General features: G+C 63.9%; 19 protein-coding genes. All 19 read right to left on the bottom strand.

Translation table 11 applies throughout. The features are described from left to right. Positions 1-58: 58 nt before the first annotated feature. Positions 59-997, bottom strand: a complete 939-nt coding sequence (ccmI, locus tag AC57B6_RS03015) for a c-type cytochrome biogenesis protein CcmI (RefSeq protein ID WP_496420673.1) — start codon at positions 995-997, stop codon at positions 59-61. Continuing rightward, positions 994-1,470 carry a cytochrome c-type biogenesis protein gene (locus tag AC57B6_RS03010; protein ID WP_144193972.1) on the bottom strand — a complete coding sequence of 159 codons (477 nt, stop codon included), beginning with the start codon at positions 1,468-1,470 and terminating at the stop codon, positions 994-996. The genes ccmI and AC57B6_RS03010 overlap by 4 nt, the downstream gene beginning before the upstream one ends. Continuing rightward, complete coding sequence (locus tag AC57B6_RS03005; protein ID WP_496420672.1) at positions 1,463-2,008, bottom strand: DsbE family thiol:disulfide interchange protein; 546 nt, start codon at positions 2,006-2,008, stop codon at positions 1,463-1,465. Before AC57B6_RS03005 ends, AC57B6_RS03010 begins: the two co-directional genes overlap by 8 nt. Further along, entirely contained in the window at positions 2,005-4,173 is a 2,169-nt protein-coding gene (locus AC57B6_RS03000; RefSeq protein WP_496420671.1) for a heme lyase CcmF/NrfE family subunit, read from the bottom strand. Before AC57B6_RS03000 ends, AC57B6_RS03005 begins: the two co-directional genes overlap by 4 nt. Then, positions 4,170-4,715 carry a cytochrome c maturation protein CcmE gene (gene ccmE, locus AC57B6_RS02995; RefSeq protein WP_491563951.1) on the bottom strand — a complete coding sequence of 182 codons (546 nt, stop codon included), beginning with the start codon at positions 4,713-4,715 and terminating at the stop codon, positions 4,170-4,172. Before ccmE ends, AC57B6_RS03000 begins: the two co-directional genes overlap by 4 nt. Next, the gene (locus AC57B6_RS02990; RefSeq protein ID WP_167346807.1) at positions 4,705-4,872 is read right to left on the bottom strand and encodes a hypothetical protein; all 168 of its coding nucleotides are present in this window, start codon (positions 4,870-4,872) and stop codon (positions 4,705-4,707) included. Before AC57B6_RS02990 ends, ccmE begins: the two co-directional genes overlap by 11 nt. Then, a complete protein-coding gene (gene ccmC / locus AC57B6_RS02985) occupies positions 4,869-5,612 on the bottom strand; it encodes a heme ABC transporter permease CcmC (protein WP_496420670.1) in 744 nt (247 codons plus the stop codon). Before ccmC ends, AC57B6_RS02990 begins: the two co-directional genes overlap by 4 nt. Before the next feature lie 5 nt (positions 5,613-5,617). Continuing rightward, positions 5,618-6,286, bottom strand: coding sequence for a heme exporter protein CcmB (gene ccmB, locus AC57B6_RS02980; protein ID WP_252890469.1), 669 nt, complete (start codon positions 6,284-6,286; stop codon positions 5,618-5,620). Further along, positions 6,283-6,924, bottom strand: a complete 642-nt coding sequence (gene ccmA / locus AC57B6_RS02975; protein ID WP_235430046.1) for a heme ABC exporter ATP-binding protein CcmA — start codon at positions 6,922-6,924, stop codon at positions 6,283-6,285. Before ccmA ends, ccmB begins: the two co-directional genes overlap by 4 nt. A gap of 65 nt (positions 6,925-6,989) precedes the next feature. Continuing rightward, positions 6,990-7,607 (bottom strand): NapC/NirT family cytochrome c, encoded by a 618-nt coding sequence (locus AC57B6_RS02970; RefSeq protein WP_496420669.1) that lies wholly within the window; start codon positions 7,605-7,607, stop codon positions 6,990-6,992. Between the two features lie 8 nt (positions 7,608-7,615). Further along, a complete protein-coding gene (locus AC57B6_RS02965) occupies positions 7,616-8,095 on the bottom strand; it encodes a nitrate reductase cytochrome c-type subunit (RefSeq protein WP_496420668.1) in 480 nt (159 codons plus the stop codon). Positions 8,096-8,104: 9 nt separating this feature from the next. Then, positions 8,105-10,597, bottom strand: coding sequence for a periplasmic nitrate reductase subunit alpha (gene napA, locus AC57B6_RS02960; protein ID WP_496420667.1), 2,493 nt, complete (start codon positions 10,595-10,597; stop codon positions 8,105-8,107). Further along, positions 10,569-10,904: a chaperone NapD gene (locus tag AC57B6_RS02955; protein ID WP_030100123.1), complete on the bottom strand. Its 336-nt coding sequence runs from the start codon at positions 10,902-10,904 to the stop codon at positions 10,569-10,571. The genes napA and AC57B6_RS02955 overlap by 29 nt, the downstream gene beginning before the upstream one ends. 57 nt (positions 10,905-10,961) lie before the next feature. Beyond that, on the bottom strand, positions 10,962-11,111 hold the full coding sequence (gene napE / locus AC57B6_RS02950; RefSeq protein WP_030100122.1) for a periplasmic nitrate reductase, NapE protein: 150 nt from the start codon (positions 11,109-11,111) through the stop codon (positions 10,962-10,964). A 358-nt stretch (positions 11,112-11,469) separates the two neighbouring features. Next, positions 11,470-12,339, bottom strand: a complete 870-nt coding sequence (locus AC57B6_RS02945; protein ID WP_106352331.1) for a proteasome-type protease — start codon at positions 12,337-12,339, stop codon at positions 11,470-11,472. Between the two features lie 75 nt (positions 12,340-12,414). Further along, positions 12,415-13,215 carry a transglutaminase family protein gene (locus tag AC57B6_RS02940; protein ID WP_028198336.1) on the bottom strand — a complete coding sequence of 267 codons (801 nt, stop codon included), beginning with the start codon at positions 13,213-13,215 and terminating at the stop codon, positions 12,415-12,417. A 12-nt stretch (positions 13,216-13,227) separates the two neighbouring features. Next, entirely contained in the window at positions 13,228-14,178 is a 951-nt protein-coding gene (locus AC57B6_RS02935; protein ID WP_028198337.1) for an alpha-E domain-containing protein, read from the bottom strand. Between the two features lie 192 nt (positions 14,179-14,370). Then, entirely contained in the window at positions 14,371-15,780 is a 1,410-nt protein-coding gene (locus tag AC57B6_RS02930) for a circularly permuted type 2 ATP-grasp protein (protein ID WP_028198338.1), read from the bottom strand. Positions 15,781-16,176: 396 nt separating this feature from the next. Then, entirely contained in the window at positions 16,177-16,629 is a 453-nt protein-coding gene (locus tag AC57B6_RS02925; protein ID WP_028198339.1) for an HU family DNA-binding protein, read from the bottom strand. Positions 16,630-16,909: the final 280 nt, after the last annotated feature.

The following is a 16,909-nucleotide window of genomic DNA, read 5'->3' as shown; positions in this document are numbered from 1 at the left end:
CAGTTGAAAAGCAGCCACGGGTGCAAACCCGTGGCTGTTTTTTTTTGGTCCGGGCACGTCAATTCGACGTTGCAGCGTTCGTTGGTAAGCGGCCCGCTCGTTCCGACCCAATCGTCGGCGCTCCGCTTGCGAGCCGCCGCGCTTCGGCAACATTCGTCCGCGCCTGACCCACGATTGCCGCGCTCACGCCGGGCGCCTGTTCGAGCCGCTGCCAATACTGGATCGCACGCGGATAATCGCGCGCTTGGAACGCCGCCGACCCGGCCAGCGCTAACGCCTTAGGATTCAACGGATCGAGCGCCAACGCGGCCTCGATGCTTTCCAGCGGCGCACCCGTCAGGTCGCCGCCGTTAGCGCTCGCCAGGGCATCGGCGTAGTCGGCCAGCAATTGCGGATCGCGTGGCGTAAGCCCAAGGGCGTGCCGATATGCGGCGGCGGCATCGTCGGGCCGCTCGAGGACAGCATAGGACCGTGCCAGCATGGTCCAGCCGGCAGGGTCGTCCGGTTGCTGCCGCAATCTGGCAGCAAGGCGCCCTACCATCGCGTCCAGCGAGCCTTGAGTGGCGGCATGGCTGTCATCCGGCCCGGCGGTGCCGTCCGTCTGCACTGCCGCCGCGAGCGGGTCGCCAAGGCGCATGTACAGCACGAGCGCCGCGCTCGGCAGCAACGCCAGCAACAGCGCAGCCGTGCCCGCGCGTTGCACGACGCTGCCCGTCCGCACGGTCGTCGAGACCGGTTGCACGCCGATTTCGTCGACGAAACGCCGCTCGAGCTCACGCCGCGCGTTGCCATGCTGCGCGTCCGGCGGATCGGCCGCCGCCTGGCGTTCCAGTTCGGCCATTTCGGTCCGGAAGATGGCGGCGAGCACGACTGCGCCGCCTTCGGCACGGGCCACCGTCATGTCCTCCTCGCGCGAGCCTCGACCCAGCAGCGGCACGATCACGCACAACAGGGCCACCGCCAGCATCGCCGCGACGATCAGCCAGAATTGAATCATCTCGGTGAGCCCTCGTCAGCAGTCGCCATTAACGCTTCCACGCGACGGCGCTCGTCGTGGTCGAGCGGGCGGGCCGCAATGCCGCGCCGGCGACCGATCGCGCGCCACCCAGCCCACCCGCCGATCGCCAGCGCGGCGAACGGGCCGAACCACAGCGCCCACGTCAGTGGCTTGAGCGGCGGCCGGTACAACACAAAATCGCCATAGCGGCGCGCCATGTAGTCCCGAATCTGCGCGTCCGTGGAACCGGCCCGAACCTGCTCGCGAATGCGCTCACGCAGATCCGCGGCGAGCTCCGCATTCGAATCGGCGAGCGTCTGGTTCTGGCACACGAGGCAGCGAAAACTCTCGGCCAGACTGCGCACGCGCGCGTCGTCGGCCGCCCGGTCCGATCCGGCGGCCACGTGCAGCGAGAGCGCCAGCAGCACGAGCGCAGCGCCACGCTTCGCCCGGTTGCGCGCGCCGCTAGCCATTCGCGCCCCCGCCCTCGCGCTGCAGCTTCCTTAGCAGAGGCACGATCACGCCGTCGAGCGACGCCGCTGTCAACGGTCCCGCCTGCCGATAGCGGACGATGCCCGCGCGATCGATCACGAAGGTCTCCGGCACGCCGTATACACCGTAGTCGATCCCGGTCTGGCCGCTGCGATCGACCAGCGAAGCCGTGTATGGATCGCCCGCCTCGGCCAGCCATTGCTGCGCCGGTTGCGGATCGTCCTTGTAGTTCAGGCCGTACACCGGAGCGATGCGTCGCGCCGCCAGGTCGACCAGCACCGGCTGCTCGTCGCGACATGGCTCGCACCAGGAGGCCCATACGTTGAGCACCCATACCTGACCGCGCAACGAGCCGGATGACACACGCTCGCCGCTAGCCGCGAGACGCGGCAGATCGAACGTGGGCGCGGGCCGCCCGATCAACGCCGACGGCAACTGCCGCGGACCATGTCTGAGCCCCGCGGCCAGCAACGCTAGCAGCACGAGAAACGCGGCGAGCGGAATCAGCGCGCGTTTCATCGGCCGGCCTCGCTGATAGAACTCGCGGTCTGGGCGGCGGTCGTGCCGGCGACATCCGCCGCGGGTCGCGTGGGCCCGTTACCGGTGGCTCGCTCACGCCCACGCTCACTGTTGCGTCGCCCCCGCAGCAGGCGATATCGCCGGTCGCTGGCGGCCAGCAGCCCGCCGAATGCCATTAGCAGACAGCCACCCCAGATCCAGCGAACGAACGGCTTGATCTGGATACGCAGCGTCCAAGCACCGCCGCCGGCCGGCTCGCCCATCGCCACGTATAGATCGCGCAGCACGCCGTGATCGATGGCCGCCTCGGTCATCGGCATCTTCTGGACGAGAAACATACGCTTCTCGGGATGCATCGTAGCCACCGGGCTGCCGTCGCGGCTCACGACAACGCTCGCGCGTGTCGCCAGATAGTTCGGACCACTGACCTGAGCCACGCCTTCGAAGCGGAAGCGATACGCGCCGACTTCGACGGTTTCGCCGCTGTGCATCGCCACGTCGCGCTCCACCTGATAGCCCTTGACCATCGTCACGCCGATGATGAACACGCCGATGCCCGCATGCGCGAGCCACATCCCGTAGACCGCGCGCGGCACACGCCGCGCACGCGCGAACAACGCGGCACGCGATTGGCGCGGCGCATGGCGATCGTCTCCCGCGCCCTCTGTCGAAAACCCGATCGCGACCCCAGTCGCAGACTCAGCGGCCTCAATCGCTGACCCGGCAGCAGACTGGCGCGCCGACGCGCCAAGCCGTTCCCGCATGCTCACGGCGACGGTCGCGAAGCTCCACACCGCGAGCAGAATCCCCAGACTCACGAGCGGCCGCCAGCTGCCCAGCGCCCATGGCAGCAACAGCGCGGTCAGCACACTGACCAGCGCCGCCCAGCGCAGGCGCCGCGCCAGATCGGGCAAGCGCGCCGCACGCCAACGCGCGAGCGGCCCGATCCCCATCAGAAAGATCGCCGGCGTCATCAGCGGCACGAACACACTGTCGAAATACGGCGGTCCGACGGAAATCTTGTCGAGGCCGAGCGCGTCGAGCGCCATCGGATACAGCGTGCCGAGCAGCACCGACGCCGCCGTTACCATCAGCAGCACATTGTTCGAAAGCAGTAGCGCTTCGCGCGAAACCGGCTCGAAGCCGCCCCCCAGGCCAATTTGCGGCGCCCGCCACGCGAACAGCAGCAGCGCGCCGCCCACCACCAGCGCGAGGAACGCAAGAATGAACACGCCCCGCGTCGGATCGCTGGCGAACGCATGCACCGACGTGATGACGCCCGAGCGCACGAGGAACGTGCCGAGCAGGCTCAGTGAAAACGCGCAGATCGCCAGCAACGCGGTCCAGGCGCGAAAACTGCCGCGCCTGTCGGTCACGGCCAGCGAATGGATCAGCGCGGTACCCGCGAGCCATGGCATGAACGACGCATTTTCGACTGGATCCCAGAACCACCAGCCGCCCCAGCCGAGTTCGTAATACGCCCAACCGCTGCCGAGCATGATGCCGAGCGTGAGGAAAAGCCAGGCGGCAATCGTCCACGGACGCGACCAGCGCGCCCACGCCGCATTCAATTCGCCCGACAGGAGCGCCGCAATCGCAAACGCGAATGCAACCGAAAAACCGACATAGCCCATATAGAGCATCGGCGGGTGAATCACCATGCCCGGGTCCTGCAGGAGCGGATTCAGATCGCGGCCGTCCATCGCGGGCGGCATCAGACGGCTGAACGGGTTGGATGTGAACAGCAGGAACAGCAGGAAGCCGGCGGCGATCCAGCTCATCACCGCAAGCACGCGCGCCACCATCGGCACGGCGAGCTGGCGGCTGAAAAACGTCACCGCGACCATCCACACGGTCAGCAGCAGCACCCATAGCAGCAACGAACCTTCATGGCCGCCCCATACGGCGGCGAAACGATAGACGGCGGGCAGCGCGGAGTTGGAATTGTCGGCGACGTAGACCACCGAAAAATCATTGCTGAGAAACGACCATGCGAGGCAGGCGAACGCCAGTGCCACGAACGCGCATTGCGCGCGCGCCGCCGGCCAGGCGAGCCGCATCCATTCGACGATGCCGAGTTGCGCGCCGAGCAGCGGCAGGACTGCCGTGGTCAGTGCAAGCAGCAGCGCGAGGATCAAGGCAAAGTGACCGATCTCCGGGATCAAGGCTCAATGCCTCCTGGTTGACGATTATCGGCGCGGCGCGCGTCGTCCGGCGTGCGGGCCGTCAAGCGCAACGCCGCGGCTGCGGCAGAAGCCGCGGGCGCCGTCGGCCGCATCGCCGGCGCTTGCGCGCGGCGGACCGCTTCTGCCGCATCGGGCGGCATATATTTTTCGTCATGTTTCGCGAGGACCTCGTCGGCGTAGAACTGGCCGTCGCTGCCGAGCCGGCCCTGCGCGACCACCCCGCTGCCTTCGCGAAACAGGTCCGGCAGCACGCCGTGATAGACCACGGCCACCTGCTTGACGGTATCGGTCACGATGAAATGCACGCTCAGGCCGTCCGCGCCACGCGAAAGCGATCCGCGTTGGACCAGCCCGCCGAGACGAAACCGGCGCGCCTGCGGCAGTTGCTGCGCCGCGATCTGGCTCGGGCTCACGAAGAACGTCACATTGGCGCGAAATGCATTCAGCACCAGGGCGCAGGTCAACCCCGCAGCCAATACCGCGCCGACGATCCAGCCCAGTCGCCGGCTTCTAGCGCTCATCCGCACGCTCCGGCGCGCCGGCATCGCGCGCCGTGGCGCGAAGCCGGCCGCGCACGCGCCAGGCTTCGACGATTAGCAACCCGAAACTCACCGCGAGCGCCGCAGTCAGATAGGGGTCCTGCCCAAGCATGGCCACCGCGCCTGTCACGCTGTTCATGCGGCACGCTCCTCGAAGTTGGCTTCCCACGGCGCCGCGCGACGGCGCTCACGCATGATGGCGCGCACGCGCGTGAGCGCCACGGCAATCGCGTACGACCAGAACCCGCCGGTCATCACGACGATGCCCCACACCATCGACGCGCTCATCGACACGCCGCTGCCGAAGCTCAGCGACGGCCCCTGATGCAGCGTGTACCACCACTGCACCGAAAAATAGATGACCGGAATATTCACGACGCCGATCAGCGCCTGCGTGGCGCACGCACGGTCGGCGCGGCGCGGGTCGTCGATCGCCGCATGCAGCGCGATAAAGCCGACGTAGAGGAACAGCAGGATCAGCTCCGACGTGAGACGCGCGTCCCACACCCACCAGGCGCCCCACGTCGGCTTGCCCCACAGCGAGCCGGAGACGAGCGCGATCAAGGTGAACAGCGCGCCGGTGGGCGCCAGCGCGCGTGCCATCATCGCGGCAAGCCGCGCGTTGAGCAGCAGTGAGAGCGCGCAGTACGCGGCCATCACCAGATAGATCAGCATCGACATCCACGCCGCCGGCACATGGACGAACATGATGCGATACACGTCGCCTTGCAATGCGTCGCGCGGGGCCACCAGCAAGCCAATTGCGAGGCCCGCGAGCATCAAGAGCACGGCGGCCACGGCGAAAAACGGCACAAGCCGCGCCGCCAGCGGATCGAAGGTACGCGGCGACGCGTAGCGGAACCAGTTGGGGCGGTTCATCTTCGTTACTCCATCGTGATGCGCAAGGCGGCGGCACTGGCCCAGGGGCACAGCGAGACACCGGCGCACAGCGCTGCGCCGAGCAGCGACAGGTTGGCTGCGGACCATCCTGCGGTGGCCGCAGGATCGGCCGCGCCGACGCCGAAAATCAGCACCGGCACGTACAGCGGCAGAATCAGCAGACCGAGCAACGCGCCGCCGCCTTGCATGCCCAGCGTGAGCGCGGCGCCCATCGAGCCGATCAGGCTCAGAAGCGGCGTGCCGAGCAGCAGCGAGCCCATCAACGGCACGGTATCGCGCAAGCCGAGGTCGTACTGCAAGGCGACCACGGGCGTGAGCAGCACCAGCGCGAAGCCGCTCGTCAGCCAATGCGCTGCGATCTTGCCGAATACGATGACCGGCAGCGGTTGCGGCGACAACATCATCTGCTCGAGCGCGCCGCTCGCGAAATCGTGGCCGAACAACTGTCCGGCCGAAAGCATGGCGGCGAACAGCGCCGTCACCCACAGCACGCCAGGGGCGATCGCCCGCAGCAGCGCCGGATCGGTGCCGACCGCGAGCGGAAACAGACTCGATGCGATCACGAAGAACAGCAGAGCGCCGAGCGCAACGCTGCGCCTGCGCCAACTGAGCGCAAGTTCGCGGCGCATGACGCCAAGCGTCAGCGCGATCATGACCCGCCCCGTTCCAGATGCAGATGCTGCGTGCGCGCAGCGCCGGTCGGCAGCGGCAGATGGGTGGTCGCCACCACGATCCCGCCGTCCTGCAGATGCTCGTCGAGCGCGTCGGCAAGCCATACCCGGGCGGCATCGTCGAGTGCTTCCGCGGGCTCGTCGAGCAGCCATAACGGTTTGCGTTCCAGCATCACGCGGGCCAACGCCACCCGGCGCCGCTGCCCCTGCGACAAACTGCCGACGCAGGCGTGCCGCAGTGTCCACAGACCCGCGAGCTCCAGCACGTCGCGCTCCTGCATGCGGGCATCGCGCAAACTCTCGAGATTCACACCGAGCAGCGCCGCAAAGCGCAAATTCTCCAACACCGACAGATCGTCGCTCAGGCCGTTGCTATGACCGACATAGGCACGCTCGCGACGAAACCGCTCCGGCTGCGCGTGCACGCTCACGCCGCGCCACCGTATGCTGCCGGAAGCAGGTTGCAGCAGGCCTGCCAGCGCCCGCAGCAGCGTGGTCTTGCCGCAGCCGTTCGAGCCGTGGATCTGCAATGCCCAGCCGGCCTCGATATCGAAGCCAACGCCGTCGACGATCTCGCGCCCGCCGCGCCCGAGACTCACGCCTTCAGCGCAAAGCATCATGGGCCGTCCGCCGCCTGGCGGACGTCGTTTGATCACTGATTCGCCTGTTCATTGCACGGCTCCGCTCACTGCTTGCCCGCGTTCTGTTTGGCGTTCGCATCGAGCTGCGCCTGCGTCATGTTCGGCAACTCGTGGGCAATGCCCTTATGACAGTCGATGCAGGTCTTCTCGCCTGTCGCGAGAAAGCGCTGATGCGCCTCCTGCGCCCGCGGACTCTGCCGCGTGAAATCCATATAGTCGAACTGGTGGCAATTGCGGCACTCCAGCGAATCATTGGCCTTGAAGCGCGCCCATTCGTGCTCGGCGAGTTCCAGCCGCTTGTTCTGGAACTTCTCGCGCGTGTTCACCACGCCGAACACCTTCGCCCACACCTCCTTGGAGGCCTGCATCTTGCGGGCGATCTTGCTGGTCCACTCATGCGGCACGTGGCAATCCGAACACTTTGCGTGAAAGCCGCTGCGATTGCTGTAGTGGATGGTGGTCTTCAGTTCCGCATAGGTGTTGCCGCGCATCTCGTGACAGCCGGTGCAGAACGCTTCGGTGTTGGTCAATTCCATTGCGGTGTTGAACGCGCCCCAGAACACCACGCCCGCGATAAAACCGCCCAGGGTGAGAAAACCCAGGCTGAAATAGGTGCTCGGCCGATTGATGGTTCGCCAGTAGCGCCGGATCAGATCGCGCATGTCGGCCTCTACTTTTTGGGCTGGACAGCGGGGGGCGGCAAGCGGACGTCGGCGATATCGGCAAACGTGCTGCCGACCAGCGGCTTCGTATCGGCTTGCGGCACATGGCACTGCGTGCAGAAATAGCGTCGCGGCGCGAGGTGGCCGAGGGTATCGCCCGCACGATCGGTGTAGTGCGAAATCGCGATCGGCACCGCCCCGCTCTCTTCAGCGCGGCTGCGAGCGTGGCACGCGAGGCAGCGGTTCGCGTTGCGGTCGAGTTGATAGCCGTCGATCTTGTGCGGAATCGTCGGCGGTTGCTGGGCGTAGGCGCGGCCGCGAATCACATCCTTGTTCTCCGTGGGCGCGATCAACGGCGGCTTCGCCTCCTCGCCGAGCGGTGTAGTGCCGCGCAACGTGTCGTGAAACGGTGTCGCCGGAATGGTCGGCTGGGCACTGGCGCCCAGCGTGAGCACCAGAAAGACCGCAGGGATGAACCATGCGCGCATGGGATGCTCCTAGACTTTGACAATTTTCACCGCGCACTTCTTGTAATCGGTCTGCAGCGAAATGGGATCGGTGGCGTCGAGCGTGACCTTGTTGATCAACTGGCTCGAATCGAACCACGGCACGAACACGAGACCGCGCGGCGGCTTGTCACGGCCGCGCGTTTCGAGCCGGGTCCGGATATAGCCCCGCCGCGACATCACCTTGACCTCGGCGCCGCGCCGCAAACCCATTGCCTTGGCGTCGTCGGGGTGCATGAAGCACACCGCGTTCGGAAATGCCCGGTAGAGTTCGGGCACGCGACGCGTCATCGAGCCCGAGTGCCAATGCTCGAGCACACGGCCAGTGGCGAGCCAGAACGGGTATTCCTTGTCCGGCGATTCGGCCGGCGGCTCGTAGGGCAGCGCATAGATCACGGCGCGGCCATCCGGATTGCCATAGAACTGCCAGCCGGTGCCCGCTTTCACATAGGGATCGGAGCCTTCCTTGTAGCGCCAGCGGGTTTCCTTGCCGTCGACCACCGGCCAGCGCAAGCCGCGCGCCTTGTGATAGTCGTCGAACGGCGCGAGATCGTGACCGTGACCGCGGCCAAAGCTCGCGTATTCCTCGAACAGCCCTTTCTGGATATAGAAGCCGAACGCTTTTGCTTCGTCGTTGCGATAGGTGGAGTCGGTCTGCGACAGCGGAAATTTGTCGACCTGGCCGTTGCGGTACAGCACGTCATAAAGCGTTTTGCCCTTGTATTCGGGCTTCTGCGCGATCAAGTCGGCAGGCCACACCTCTTCCACCTTGAAGCGCCTAGAAAACTCCACCAGTTGCCACAGATCCGAGCGCGCTTCGCCGGGCGCGACCACGAGCTGGTGCCAGAATTGCGTGCGCCGCTCGGCGTTGCCATAGGCGCCTTCTTTCTCGACCCACATCGCCGACGGCAGGATCAGGTCGGCCGCCACCGCCGTGGCGGTCGGATAAACGTCCGACACCACCACGAAATTATCCGGGTTGCGATAGCCCGGCAGCACTTCCTCATTGATGTTCGCGCCGGCCTGCACGTTGTTGTTCACCTGCACCCAGTAGGCGTTGAGCTTGCCGTCATGCAGCATGCGATTCTGCAGTACCGCATGAAAACCGGGCTTGTCCGGAATCGTGCCGGACGGCAGTTTCCAGATGTGCTCGGCTTCCTCGCGATGCTTCGGGTTGGTGACGACCATGTCGGCGGGCAGCCGGTGCGAGAAGGTGCCGACTTCGCGCGCCGTGCCGCATGCGGAGGGTTGGCCGGTCAGCGAGAACGGGCTGTTGCCGGGCGTGGCGATCTTCCCTGTCAGCAGATGCAGGTTATAGACCATATTGTTGGCCCACGTGCCGCGCGTATGCTGGTTAAAACCCATGGTCCAGAACGACACCACCTTGACCTTCGGATCCGCATAGAGCTGTGCCAGCTGGTCGAGCTTGAGCTTCGGGACGCCAGACAGTTTCGTCACGTAGGCGGCGTCGTATTTCGACACGAACTTCGCGAAATCGTCGAAGGTGATCGGCTGCGAGCCGTTCGGGTCACCGGCGTTTTTGGCCGCTTTTTGCAGAGGATTTCCGGGCCGCAGACCGTAGCCGATATCCGTATTGCCCGCTTTGAACACCGTGTGCTGATCCACGAACGCGTGGTTCACATGACCGTTCCTGATAATGTAGTTGGCGATGTAGTTGAGAATCGCCAGATCGGATTGCGGCGTGAAGATGATCGTCTCGTCGGCCAGATCGAAGCTGCGGTGCTCGAAGGTCGAGAGCGTGACGACCCGGGTGGTGGGCGCGCTGAGCCGGCGGTCTGTGACCCGTGTCCACAGCACCGGGTGCATTTCGGCCATGTTCGACCCCCACAACACGAACGCATCGGTTTGCTCGATGTCGTCATAGCAGCCCATCGGCTCGTCCATGCCGAACGTCCGCATGAAGCCCGTCACCGCCGAGGCCATGCAGTGGCGCGCATTCGGATCGAGGTTGTTGGTGCGAAAGCCGGCCTTCATGAGCTTGACTGCCGCGTAGCCTTCCCACACGGTCCACTGCCCCGAGCCGAACATGCCGACCGCGGTCGGCCCTTTGGTTTTCAGCACGCGCTTGAACTGCCCGGCCATCTCGTCGAAGGCCCGGTCCCACGACACTGGCGCGAATTCACCGTTCTTGTCGTACTTGCCGTCTTTCATGCGCATGAGCGGCGTGGTCAGCCGGTCCTGGCCGTACATGATCTTCGACAGAAAGTAGCCCTTTACACAGTTCAGGCCGCGATTGACTTCCGCCTGCGGATCGCCTTGGGTCGCCACGACTCTGCCGTCCTTCACGCCGACGCTCACGCCACAACCCGTGCCGCAAAACCGGCATGGCGCCTTGGACCAGCGCAGATTGCCATCTGCAGCGCCCGCAGTAGCGGCGTCCATGCCCGGCAGCACGACGCCCGCGGCGGAAGCGGCGGTGGCCGCGGCGGTCTGCTTAATAAACGTGCGACGGGTGAGCTTCATCGGCTACCTCTTCGTCAAGCGATTCGATATCTTCATGATGCTGATAGACGAGCGCGGCACCATAAACGCCCGGCAGTGCATGAATCGCGCTCAATTGCGCGGCGACTTCGGCCGTATGAGCGCCCTCGAGCGTCACGACGAGTTTGCCCTGCTCACTTACGGCGTGAATTTCGGCTTTGGGAATCTCGGCAATGGCACGACAGACACTATCGAGTCGCGTGGCCTGAACATGCACGACAATGCCTGCAATATGTAATTCGGCGCGTGCTTCATTAGCGCATACCGCCTCTGCTGAAACGACAGACATAGCGCTACCCTCCGGTTAAATCCGGTTTATATGGGAGACGGGTAAATCAAGTGGAAATCAGTGGGGAGGTCCACTAATCAGCAACTGGTAAAACCAGACGGCGAAACCATAGCCAGCGATGAGAATCACAGTCAAAACAGGCACCATTACCACGGTGAGAAACAGAAAGCTTCGCCACTCCTCGGACTTATGAACTTCGTCGCTCATGCGGAAGCTCCTATGGCCTTTTGACCGGATTTTTCAATCATCAGGTCAATTCAGTGAAGGTATTTTTGGGCGAAGAAAGACAGGCCGTCAAGAAATATTTTTCGATTCTTACAATTTAATTCACTCAGAATTTCGACAAGAATTTCCGCAATGCCGCATTATCCATTCAGCATGTCAAACGCTGTTTTATTAAACAAAAACATTATCTTTTAAATGCGCGCAGCAATTCATTCTGGCAACCATTTTGATCAATGCCTTGCGAAAAAATGGATCCGGCGCAGCGATCGCTCCCGGGTGAAACAGATGCATGACAGCGCACGTTCCCGAAGAAAGCGGGCGCAGACGCGCCCACCGTGGCTTAGCGTTGCGCTCTAGCCTTCTCCGCCTGCGCCAAAGTCTGCGCCGGTTTTGCATCGAATTCGTGCTCCACGCCGTCCGCCCCCACCGGCGCACGATGCAGCACCAGCGCACGATCGCGTTGCAGCAGCGGCACGTTGGGCGAATCCTGCCAGTCCGGATCGGGAATCTCGCCGAATACCTGACGCAACCGCTCGCCCCACGTGCGATGAATCATCTCGAAGTAGGCATTGTCGTGATCGATCGAAACGAAGCGCGTGACGCGCAGCGAATCTTTCTCGTAGACCAGAAGATCGAGCGGCAGACCCACCGACAGATTCGAGCGCAGCGTCGAATCCATTGAAATCAGCGCGCACTTGGCCGCTTCGTCGAGCGGCGTGGACGGTGTCAGCACGCGGTCGATGATCGGCTTGCCGTACTTGGCCTCGCCGATCTGGAAATACGGGTTCACGGCCGACGCTTCAATGAAATTTCCCGCCGCGTAGATCATGAACAGGCGCGGCCGGTTGCCCGCGATCTGGCCGCCGAGAATGAAACTGCAGTTGAAGTCGACGCCGAATTCCTGCAACGCCTCGGCTTCGCGCTGATGCACACCGCGCACTGCGCGGCCGATCACGCGGGCCGCGTCGGCCATGGTCGGTGCGTTCCAGAGCGTGGGCTGGGAAGGATCGGTGGGCTCGGACAGCTCGTGCAGCACCGCTTGCGTAAGCGACAGGTTGCCGGCGCCCAGCAGCACGAGCATGCGCTCGCCCGGCTGCTCGAACACCGACATCTTGCGCGCCGTGCTGATGTGATCGACGCCCGCATTGGTGCGCGTGTCCGACAGGAACACGAGCCCGTCGTCGACGGACATGGCCACACAGTAGGTCATAGGGAAAGTACCCGCAAAAAACGACAGAACGGCGCTATTGTAATGCCGCGCGCATGCGCCGCCCTCCTGCCGCCGCTATTGCGGCGTCTGTCCACTGACCGTGACAGACACCTTGAGCTGCTCTTCCAGACCGCCGATACGCCGGCCGCGCACCGGCGCGGCAGCTTCGTAGTCGCGCGCTACGGCGAGCCGGCAGTAGATCTCGCTGGCAAACGCGGCATGCGTGACGTCGACGGAAATCCAGCCCTGGCCATCGAGCCAGACGTCGACCCAGGCATGGCTCGCGCCGTGCTCGACGTCGCCGGGTTCGATGTAGCCGCTCACATAACGCGCCGGGATGCCGCGCACGCGGCAACAGGCCAGCATCAGGTGCGCATGGTCCTGGCACACGCCGTTGCCGAGCGCGAGCGCCTCGGCGGCCGTACTGGTGACTTCGGTGACGCCGGGGTTGTACTTCACGCGCTGCACGATCTGTTCGGACAGCTCGATCAGATTGCCTGAACTCGCGAGGCTCGGCACCGATGCAGCCAGTTCGCGAACCGCCGCGTCGGCCTCCGTAAGACGTGTCGAGCAGGTGAAATGCTCGAGCGGGATCGGGCCGACCGCGTCAGGCAACAGGCCGTCTTTCAGTGCAATGGTGTCCACTTCGCCCGCCACATGCAGACGAATCTCGCCATGCGGCTTGTTGATGACGAGCGTGTGCAGCACATTGCCGTACGCATCGAAGGTGGCGTCGAGCTTGCCGGGCGCATCGATACTCCAGCGCCGCACCACCTGCGAGGCACCGCTCGAAGGGGTCAGGCGCAATTGCTGGATCGAATAATGGACAGTCGCTTCGTAGCGATAGGACGTGTCGTGGCGGATCGTCAGGTACATAAGAAAACTCCGTCAGGCGACTGGCAGCATCAGATAGGTACGCGCAACCAGATTGCCGAGCTCGAACACGCGAGCAAGGAACTGCGTCAGATAGGCGTGCAGGCCGGCTTCGAAAATCTGCCGGATGTCGGAGTACAGCAACTCGGCGCGCAGCTTGCCGGCGAACCGTTCGCACTGATTCGAGCCCGGCGTGCGCAGCATCGCCAGATTCGAGCAGACGCCTTCGAGCGAAGCGAGCAGCGAACGCGGCATCTGCTGGTTCAGGATCATCAGTTCGACGACCCGCGCCGGCGTAACGACGTCGCGATACACCTTGCGATAAATTTCCAGCGCCGACACCGAACTGAGAATCGAGGTCCAGTAATAGAAGTCTTCGAGCTGGCGTGCGGCGTCGCGTGAATTCGGCTCGACGTCGGCAAAGCGCACGTCGAGAATCCGCGCGGTGTTGTCGGCGCGTTCGAGGAAGGTGCCGAGCTGCGTGAAGAAGAACGCGTCGTCCTGCAACGCGGTGCCGATCGTCACGCCGCGCGACAGATGCGAGCGGAACTTCACCCACTCGAATAGCGCGCCCGGATTGCTCGCCGCCTGGCCGGCCAGGGAACGTTCATTGAACTCGAGCCAGGTGTCGTTGATGGTTTCCCACCATTCGGTCGTCAAGGTGCCGCGCACGGCGCGGGCATTCTCGCGCGCGGCCTGCAAACAAGAGTGAATGCTCGACGGATTGGTCGCGTCGGCCACCATGAAATCGAGCACGTGTTCGCGGGTCGGTTCGTCGTAGCGCTGTGCGAAAGCGGCTTCGAGTTCGGAGATGCGCAGCACCGAGCGTTGCGCGCGCGCCTCCTGTTCGGGCGTCTGCGGCAACAGCAGCGCCTTCAGGTTGATATCGAGCATGCGGGCGGTGTTCTCCGCGCGCTCCATGTAGCGGGCCATCCAGAAGAGGTGATCGGCGGTTCGGCTTAGCATGACGGCGTTCCGTATCTGATGACGCAAGACCTGGGCAAAAGTAAAGGTCCGCGCGGGTTATCCGTGTGCGCCGGCGGCAGTCTGACTGATCTGCCGGCGCGTCGGGTTGCGGGCGCGGCTGCCTGCCGGGCGACAGGCGTTGCTGCATGCCAACTGCGTGGCAACTGCATGGCAACCGCTGATGCAACCGCGTCAGTCGACCATCCACGTATCTTTAGTCCCGCCTCCCTGCGACGAATTGACGACCAGCGAGCCCTCCTGCAACGCCACGCGCGTGAGACCGCCCGCGCACATCGTCACGCCCTTGCCGGACAGCACGAAGGGCCGCAGGTCGATATGGCGCGGCGCGATGCCCGTTTCGACAAAAGTCGGACACGCGGAAAGCGCCAGCGTGGGCTGCGCGATATAACCCGCGGGCCGCGCGATCAGGCGCTCGCGGAACGACTCGATTTCGGCTTTCGTCGAAGCCGGTCCCACCAGCATTCCGTAACCGCCCGCGCCGTGCACTTCCTTCACCACCAGCTCCGGCAGATGCGCGAGCGTGTAGGCCAGATCGTCGGGCTTGCGGCACTGGAACGTGGGCACGTTGTTGAGGATCGGCTTCTCGCCAAGGTAGAACTCGATCATTTCCGGCACGTACGGGTAGATCGATTTGTCATCGGCGATGCCGGTGCCCATGGCGTTCGCGAGCGCCACACGTCCGGCCCGATACGCGGTCAACAGACCCGGCACGCCCAGCGCCGAATCGTTGCGGAAAGCAAGCGGATCGAGAAAATCGTCGTCGACGCGGCGATAGATCACGTCGACGCGCTTCGGCCCCTGCGTGGTGCGCATGAACACGTAGTTGTCGTCGACGAACAGGTCTTTGCCTTCCACCAGCTCGACGCCCATCTGCTGTGCGAGGAACGTGTGCTCGAAATACGCGGAGTTGTACATGCCCGGCGTGAGCACCACCACGACCGGATCGTCGACGCCTTCAGGCGCCACCGAGCGCAGTGTGTCGAGCAGCAGATCGGGATAATGCGCGACCGGCGCAATGCGGTTCTGCACGAACAGTTCGGGGAACAACCGCATCATCATCTTGCGGTTTTCCAGCATATAGGACACACCCGACGGCACCCGCAGGTTGTCTTCGAGCACGTAGAACTCGCCCTCGTCGCCCGCTCGCACCACGTCGACCCCGGCAATATGCGCGTAAACACCGAGTGGCACGTTGACGCCCTGCATTTCGGGCCGGTACTGCGCGTTGGTATAGACCTGTTCGGCAGGCACGATGCCGGCGCGCACGATGTTGCGATCGTGATAGACGTCGTGGATGAACAGATTGAGCGCCTGGACCCGCTGACGCAATCCGGCCTCCAGCGTCTGCCATTCGCTGCGCGGAATGATGCGCGGAATCAGGTCGAAGGGAATCAGCCGCTCGGTGCCGGACAAATCGCCGTTCACCGCAAAGGTGATACCGACCCGGCGAAACAGCAGGTCGGCTTCCGCACGCTTGCGTGCGATCGCCTCGTTGCCCTGCTTCACCAGCCACCGCTCAAAGCGCGCGTAGTGTGGCCGCACGGCATCGTCATGATGACGCATCTCGTCATAGCATCGCATGTCACGCCCCGCTCTTGTTGTCGGATAGAAGGCGAATGCGCTGCGCATTCGGTGTTCGACAATCGTTCAAGCAAGCGCTATGCCATTGAGCTTTTCGCGCGCCAGACACGGTGCATGCACGCTAAAAGCGCATCCCGACCGGCATGCCTCGCTGCCATCGTACTGCGACGGCTCACGATGCGCTAGTACGGTGCATAAGGGGCACCATGGCGGGCGGCGGCGAATTCGCAAGCACAGCGGGCGCGCATAAAAAAATCCCCGCGGATTCGCATCCACGGGGATTCATACAACTTGCACTACGGATCGGCTCAAACGTTAAGCACGGTTAAAAGCGCACGGTCAAAAACCAACCGTTAAAAAAGCACGCTAAAAACCGCGCCGACGCATGAAACGCGATTAGCCTGCTGCAGCGTCTTTCAGCTTCTTCAGCGGACGTGCCTTGATGCGCACGCTAGCCGGCTTGGCCGGGAACCAACGCTCTTCGCCCGAGAACGGGTCTTTGCCGAAGCGCTTCTTCTTCGCCGGCACAGCTTGCACGACGATCTTCAGAAGACCCGACAGCGTGAATTCGCCGGCGCCCTTCTTGTGCACGGCGCCGAGGATCGTGTCTTCGAGCGCGGCCAGAACAGCCTTGGCTGCCTTCGGTTCCACAGCAGCGCGTTCAGCGACGTGTGCAGCCAGCGAGGCCTTCGTGAAGGTGTCCTTGATCGGCGACGGAGCGCTGGAAGCCTTCACGGCGACCTTCTTAGCTGCGACGGCTTTCTTCGCAGGGACTTTCTTTGCAGCAACCTTCTTGGTCGGTACCGGGGCAGCAGCCTTCTTGGCCACCTTTTTTGCGGAAGTCGGCATGTTTCTCCTACCTGTAGTGGTCAGTGAATTGCACGAAGCGCACACGGTATGTGCACGCTTCAACGCCGGATTCTACAAGCGCTAATACGATTTGCGCGAATCTTTTGTGTATAACAGCGAAGGTTTGTTGCGCGGCGCAGACTGCGCAATGCATTTTGAGGCTTGTTTTAGCGGGTAAACCTGCGTCCGCGTGCAACGGCCACGCTCGCAACACAGACACGTAACGGGCGTTACAAGTCATTTCAGTGCGTAAATAGAGGCACTTTCAGCGCCGGACGAC

The organism is Paraburkholderia sp. BGA-UO-ETr-F12, assembly GCF_059567945.1.
This window is presented reverse-complemented; position numbering and strand designations above follow the sequence as displayed.

Excerpts from the sequence above, each read along its gene's own strand:
- ccmI (WP_496420673.1), bottom strand. The coding sequence starts at position 997 with ATGATTCAATTCTGGCTGATCGTCGCGGCGATGCTGGCGGTGGCCCTG.
- AC57B6_RS03010 (WP_144193972.1), bottom strand. The coding sequence starts at position 1,470 with ATGGCTAGCGGCGCGCGCAACCGGGCGAAGCGTGGCGCTGCGCTCGTG.
- AC57B6_RS03005 (WP_496420672.1), bottom strand. The coding sequence starts at position 2,008 with ATGAAACGCGCGCTGATTCCGCTCGCCGCGTTTCTCGTGCTGCTAGCG.
- ccmE (WP_491563951.1), bottom strand. The coding sequence starts at position 4,715 with ATGAGCGCTAGAAGCCGGCGACTGGGCTGGATCGTCGGCGCGGTATTG.
- AC57B6_RS02990 (WP_167346807.1), bottom strand. The coding sequence starts at position 4,872 with ATGAACAGCGTGACAGGCGCGGTGGCCATGCTTGGGCAGGACCCCTAT.
- ccmC (WP_496420670.1), bottom strand. The coding sequence starts at position 5,612 with ATGAACCGCCCCAACTGGTTCCGCTACGCGTCGCCGCGTACCTTCGAT.
- ccmB (WP_252890469.1), bottom strand. The coding sequence starts at position 6,286 with ATGATCGCGCTGACGCTTGGCGTCATGCGCCGCGAACTTGCGCTCAGT.
- ccmA (WP_235430046.1), bottom strand. The coding sequence starts at position 6,924 with ATGATGCTTTGCGCTGAAGGCGTGAGTCTCGGGCGCGGCGGGCGCGAG.
- AC57B6_RS02970 (WP_496420669.1), bottom strand. The coding sequence starts at position 7,607 with ATGCGCGATCTGATCCGGCGCTACTGGCGAACCATCAATCGGCCGAGC.
- AC57B6_RS02965 (WP_496420668.1), bottom strand. The coding sequence starts at position 8,095 with ATGCGCGCATGGTTCATCCCTGCGGTCTTTCTGGTGCTCACGCTGGGC.
- napA (WP_496420667.1), bottom strand. The coding sequence starts at position 10,597 with ATGAAGCTCACCCGTCGCACGTTTATTAAGCAGACCGCCGCGGCCACC.
- AC57B6_RS02955 (WP_030100123.1), bottom strand. The coding sequence starts at position 10,904 with ATGTCTGTCGTTTCAGCAGAGGCGGTATGCGCTAATGAAGCACGCGCC.
- napE (WP_030100122.1), bottom strand. The coding sequence starts at position 11,111 with ATGAGCGACGAAGTTCATAAGTCCGAGGAGTGGCGAAGCTTTCTGTTT.
- AC57B6_RS02945 (WP_106352331.1), bottom strand. The coding sequence starts at position 12,339 with ATGACCTACTGTGTGGCCATGTCCGTCGACGACGGGCTCGTGTTCCTG.
- AC57B6_RS02940 (WP_028198336.1), bottom strand. The coding sequence starts at position 13,215 with ATGTACCTGACGATCCGCCACGACACGTCCTATCGCTACGAAGCGACT.
- AC57B6_RS02935 (WP_028198337.1), bottom strand. The coding sequence starts at position 14,178 with ATGCTAAGCCGAACCGCCGATCACCTCTTCTGGATGGCCCGCTACATG.
- AC57B6_RS02930 (WP_028198338.1), bottom strand. The coding sequence starts at position 15,780 with ATGCGATGCTATGACGAGATGCGTCATCATGACGATGCCGTGCGGCCA.
- AC57B6_RS02925 (WP_028198339.1), bottom strand. The coding sequence starts at position 16,629 with ATGCCGACTTCCGCAAAAAAGGTGGCCAAGAAGGCTGCTGCCCCGGTA.